Origin of the sequence: Methylobacterium sp. J-070, assembly GCF_022829385.1 — a bacterium.
Classification (GTDB): Bacteria; Pseudomonadota; Alphaproteobacteria; order Rhizobiales; family Beijerinckiaceae; genus Methylobacterium.
In genome coordinates this window covers 1-4,186 of the sequence record NZ_JAKSXX010000072.1, presented here as the reverse complement: position 1 = coordinate 4,186, position 4,186 = coordinate 1, and the positions used below count along the sequence as shown (strand labels likewise).

The 4,186-nt window shown below is 65.8% G+C and carries 7 protein-coding genes and 1 pseudogene; 6 read left to right on the top strand and 2 right to left on the bottom strand.

What is annotated here, in order from left to right; translation table 11 throughout:
• Positions 1–286: 286 nt before the first annotated feature.
• The 3 genes and pseudogenes from MKL01_RS05365 to MKL01_RS05355 all read left to right on the top strand — a co-directional run.
• Positions 287–627: pseudogene (locus MKL01_RS05365) on the top strand (response regulator); the annotation flags it as partial.
• A gap of 131 nt (positions 628–758) precedes the next feature.
• Entirely contained in the window at positions 759–929 is a 171-nt protein-coding gene (locus tag MKL01_RS05360) for a hypothetical protein (RefSeq protein ID WP_243904189.1), read from the top strand.
• Entirely contained in the window at positions 929–1,192 is a 264-nt protein-coding gene (locus MKL01_RS05355; RefSeq protein WP_243904188.1) for a hypothetical protein, read from the top strand. Before MKL01_RS05360 ends, MKL01_RS05355 begins: the two co-directional genes overlap by 1 nt.
• 328 nt (positions 1,193–1,520) lie before the next feature.
• Here the strand turns inward: MKL01_RS05355 and MKL01_RS05350 are convergent, their stop codons facing one another.
• Complete coding sequence (locus MKL01_RS05350; protein ID WP_243904187.1) at positions 1,521–2,105, bottom strand: DUF1003 domain-containing protein; 585 nt, start codon at positions 2,103–2,105, stop codon at positions 1,521–1,523.
• A gap of 50 nt (positions 2,106–2,155) precedes the next feature.
• Between MKL01_RS05350 and MKL01_RS05345 the strand changes: the two genes are divergently transcribed.
• Positions 2,156–2,554, top strand: coding sequence for a hypothetical protein (locus MKL01_RS05345; RefSeq protein ID WP_243904186.1), 399 nt, complete (start codon positions 2,156–2,158; stop codon positions 2,552–2,554).
• 192 nt (positions 2,555–2,746) lie between these two features.
• Positions 2,747–3,229, top strand: coding sequence for a hypothetical protein (locus MKL01_RS05340; protein WP_243904185.1), 483 nt, complete (start codon positions 2,747–2,749; stop codon positions 3,227–3,229).
• 37 nt (positions 3,230–3,266) lie between these two features.
• Here MKL01_RS05340 and MKL01_RS05335 read toward each other — a convergent pair whose 3' ends face one another.
• Positions 3,267–3,524 (bottom strand): hypothetical protein, encoded by a 258-nt coding sequence (locus tag MKL01_RS05335; RefSeq protein WP_243904184.1) that lies wholly within the window; start codon positions 3,522–3,524, stop codon positions 3,267–3,269.
• Positions 3,525–3,711: 187 nt separating this feature from the next.
• On the opposite strand from MKL01_RS05335, the gene MKL01_RS05330 reads away from it, so the two are divergent.
• Positions 3,712–4,071: a hypothetical protein gene (locus MKL01_RS05330; RefSeq protein WP_243904183.1), complete on the top strand. Its 360-nt coding sequence runs from the start codon at positions 3,712–3,714 to the stop codon at positions 4,069–4,071.
• Positions 4,072–4,186: the final 115 nt, after the last annotated feature.

Here is a 4,186-nt window from a genome sequence, read left to right as displayed (position 1 = left end):
GGTGACCCGGGAGATGTCGGGCAGCATGCACACGGCCGCCCATGGTGTCACGACGATCGCCGGCGGCATGGAGGCGATCGCCAGAGCCTCTGAGCAGGTCGACGCCGCCACACGTCAGGTCCGTGAAGCCGCACGGGCGGTGGGTTAAGGCTCGGTGCGGTGTTGCCGATCTGGACATCGCAGGGCGCCGGCTCATGGCCTGCTCAACCACGCGTTACGGCAGCTATGCCTGTTGATATTCTCCGCAGGGTCAGAGAGGCGAGCGACTACGCTGCTCGGATGGGGTGCGGCGACGGCCGGGATGATCCTAGAGGATTTCGGCTACACGGTGCTGACGGCGATTAGCCCGGATGAGGCGTTGCGCACGCTGGACGGGGAGGCGCGCATCGACATACTGTTCACCGACCTGATCATGCCCGGCGGATGAACGGGGTGATGCTGGCCCGGGCCGCGCGGGAGCGTCAGCCCAAGATCTGCATACTGCTGATTACGGGCTTCGCCGAAGCGTCGCTGGAGCGCACCGACACGAGAAGCTTGGAGTTCGAGATCATCATGAAGCCCTACCGCCGACTCGATCTCGCGCGGAGGGTGAGGCGGGTGCTGGATGGGCCGACCGGCGTAGGCTGAGCGCGGAGAGAGGCAATTGTGCGCCTGAGAGGTTCCAACGAACCAGAAAGCGCCGACGCCGTTGAAGCCTCATGTCGAAACCCAATTCAGACATGGATCACGCCTGCAGCCGGCTCCGGACCAGGATTGCCATGAGCATCTTGGTCGATGAGCAGGTCATCTCCGTACTCGCCAGAGCGGTCGCGATCCTGCGTGAGGAGAACGATCCCGGCGTGCTTGACCTTGAGCATGCGATCCGCTCCCATCGCATCGGTATCTTGAAGCGACGGGCCATCCTCGGCGCAGCCGGGATAGACGTGTGATGGAACAGCGCCGCCTCTTCGTCGTTCGGGGCGTCGCCGAGAAGGGCACTATCACCTACAAATGCCCGACGGCGGCTTGGGCGCTGCGCAAGCTGCGCGATCTTACAGCGGCTGAGCGCCGGGACATCACCGTCACCGATCCGGATGGCACCCAGCTGACTGAGGCCGATCTGATCGGCTTGGTGGAGGGCTCGGGTGCCGCGCCGTCCGAAGAGGTGATCCCAGCCGCCCCTCAGATCACGCGTCAGCCGGCCTTGGCATAGCAGTACTCACGCGATCGGACCGATAGGTCGAACGCACACTTGAAGCTCGGAAAAACGCCAACGAGGTCACGGACCTGGATGCATGTAGCGCAATCCCCGATCAGCGGCTGATCCCTGAGGCTCGCACACCCCCGTTACTCCCCATCAGCGGCTGACTTCGCCGCCCGGAGAGCCAGCAATCCGGTCCATCGTGATCTGGGCTTGTGCCTTGCCCTGTGCGCCCAATTCGCGCCGACGTCGGGCGCAGAGAGGCTGACGACGTGCCGCAGAATGCTGAAGCAGAATTCTTGTCGACGATAAGTCTGGGATGAAGCGTCGCGGTCCGCGATCACGCCGGCGCGATCTGCTCGTCTGTTGAGAGCAGATCACCATGCGTGTCCTTGATGGCGTCGAGCACGGCCTGGGGGTCGATCGGTCGCGCCATCGCCTCTGCTTCATCGTCGAGCCGATCGCTGATGTGGGGATGGTCGCGCCTCATCTCCTCCAGCAGAGCGATGATCTTGGCATTCTTCTGCTCAGAGACGATCGCGAGTTCTAGGGTGAGCTGAGCCCGGTGCTCGGCCAGCTGCTCATCGTGCCGTTGCGTGATCAGGATCAGGCTGGTGATGTACAAGCTCAGGATACCGGCTGCGTCCTGCATATACGCAAAGGGCGGCGGGTCGAGGCCAGCGTGGCCGAGTGCGGGGAGGATGAGGTTGAGGCTGATCCAACTGAGGATCGCCAGAGTGAGCAGGCCGACGAAGCGCGGGCGCCCGATGGCGCTGGTCATGCGAGCGACGGTGCGCTGGACCGGCGTGGCCTTGCGGTGATGCTCCCAATGGAGATCCGCGATGGCGCGGACGGTGTCCTCGATGTGCGCAGGTAGGATCGGCGTAGCCGCGCTGTCTTCACCGTTCGAGGTTTGATTGGCCATCAGTGGCGCGGTCCGGTTATCGGAGAGGTCCGTCAAGCTGGAACAGGCATATGGCTCGACCGGTTGCCCATGAACATTTTCACGACAGCCGAGACGATCCGATGGCCAGCGCTTCCCTTCCGCTGAGCGTGGCCTTTGCCGCGTTCGCAACACTCGCGCTCACTGCATCTGTGCAGGCCCAGACGAAGCCCGGAGAGATCAAGGGCATCGACGCAATGGGCGACAAGGACCGAAGCGCCCAGGACGGCTTTAGCCAAGCACCGGTGCCGCGCGAGGAGTCGGCCGCCAAGGATGCGTCCAATCCCGGCGGTCACTCGATCGCGGAGAACAAGGACCGGCCGGTTCCGGCCGCAAACCCAACCAGCGACTCTGCTCACGACCCCCAGGCGCCAATGCCGAACCGCACGGCATCACCTTCAGGCATCAATCCGGCGGAGCCTTCGAAGTAGCGTACCTGCCTCGACACCCGCCCCGCCGCTCGCCATCTTGAGCGCATGCCCGCGCAGCACAGCCAGACCTACGATCCGCAGGAGGAGCCGACGCCTTGGGGCAGTTGATGAGCATCGGCGATGGCTTTGCGACCGTGCGCTGCCGAGATAGCGTGACCGTCCAGCCCCGCTTCGGGCTCGGAGACGATCATCATGTCCCGCCCCCTGCTGTCTGCCGCTCTCCTCGCCCTCAGCCTGGGCGCCGTTGCTACGCCCGCCGCAGCCCTATCCACCAAGGACTGCTCGGTGAAGTACCAGGCCGCCAAGCAGGCCGGGACGCTCAACGGCCAGAAGTGGAACGACTTCCGCAAGGCTGAGTGCGGCGCCCCGCCGGACGCGGCGACCACCGCGGTGCCAAACCCTATGGCGCCTGGCGCAACTAAGACTGCCGCTCCGGCCCCTGCCCCGCCCACAACGGCTGCGAGGCCGACGGCTGTCCCTGCCGCGATCGGCACGGCCGCGTACCCCTCCGCCGTCGATCCGAAGTACGCGAAGGAGTCGGCCGGCAAGGCGCGGATGCACACCTGCCTGGACAGCTATAACGCCGCCAAGGCCGCCGGCACGCTGGGTGGTGCGAAATGGATCGTGAAGGGCGGCGGCTACTACTCGGCCTGCAACACGCGGCTCAAGAGCTGAGCTGGCAAGCGATGGATAGCCGCGCGAACGGTGCGTTTCAGTCCAGAGCCTGCGGATGCGGCTTCGGCGTACCGGCGTAGTGCTTGGGCATCCTGGGGCAGCCGTCATGCACCCGCCGGTGCGCGATCGTGACGGCGCCCTGCAGTGAGTAGGACCCCTGCGTGTGGACACGCCCGTGGCAGACCGGACAGCGCTTCTCGGCGGCGCGGTGATGGGCGTGCGCCCCGGCCAGCGGCACGAGCCTCCACGCGCCGTCGATCCGCACCTCGCATCCGGTTTTGTCAGAAGTCGCCATAGCGAACAGGTGCCATGCGGGGGCGGCGGTCGCCAGAGCGCGATCGACACGACGAGGCGCGAAGGAGCCCGCCCCGTCGGGGGGGATCGGGACGGGCTCTAGGCTTCACTCCGAGACTGTCACCGCGGACCGAAGCCAGGGCGCGATCTAGCAGCAGTCGTGGCCCGCGTCCCGGATGGTCTCCGTAGTGGCGGCCGAGCCGAAGGTGGTGGCCTACGCCGCGCCCGCCAGCCTCGGGTGTCTCGGGCTGAACGCGACCATCATCGAGACGCGCGCCGAGTTCGAGATGCAGTGGATCGGCCTCGTCAGAGCCGAGAAGACCCGCGTCCTCACCTTCGAGCCGCACCGGCAGAAGGGGCATACCCGCGAGGTGGCGACGTACCTTCCGTTCGAGGATTTCCGGAACTTCCACCTCAACCGCACCGTGCGGATCGGCCAGGACAAGAAGATCCCCCTCGGCCACTGTGGCTCAAGCATCCCGAGCGCCGGCAGTACGAGGGCGTCACCTTCCAGCCTGGCGCTGGGCAGGAGGTCGACGGGCGGCTGAACCTCTGGCGCGGCTGGGGCGTCGAGCCGAAGAAGGGCCTGTGGCCCCGAATGTACCGGCACATCAAGGAGGTGCTCGCCGACAACGACGTTGCTGCAGCGAATTACATCTTCAA

Excerpts from the sequence above, each read along its gene's own strand:
- MKL01_RS05335 (WP_243904184.1), bottom strand. The coding sequence starts at position 3,524 with ATGGCGACTTCTGACAAAACCGGATGCGAGGTGCGGATCGACGGCGCG.
- MKL01_RS05340 (WP_243904185.1), top strand. The coding sequence starts at position 2,747 with ATGTCCCGCCCCCTGCTGTCTGCCGCTCTCCTCGCCCTCAGCCTGGGC.
- MKL01_RS05355 (WP_243904188.1), top strand. The coding sequence starts at position 929 with ATGGAACAGCGCCGCCTCTTCGTCGTTCGGGGCGTCGCCGAGAAGGGC.
- MKL01_RS05350 (WP_243904187.1), bottom strand. The coding sequence starts at position 2,105 with ATGGCCAATCAAACCTCGAACGGTGAAGACAGCGCGGCTACGCCGATC.
- MKL01_RS05360 (WP_243904189.1), top strand. The coding sequence starts at position 759 with ATGAGCATCTTGGTCGATGAGCAGGTCATCTCCGTACTCGCCAGAGCG.
- MKL01_RS05345 (WP_243904186.1), top strand. The coding sequence starts at position 2,156 with ATGGCTCGACCGGTTGCCCATGAACATTTTCACGACAGCCGAGACGAT.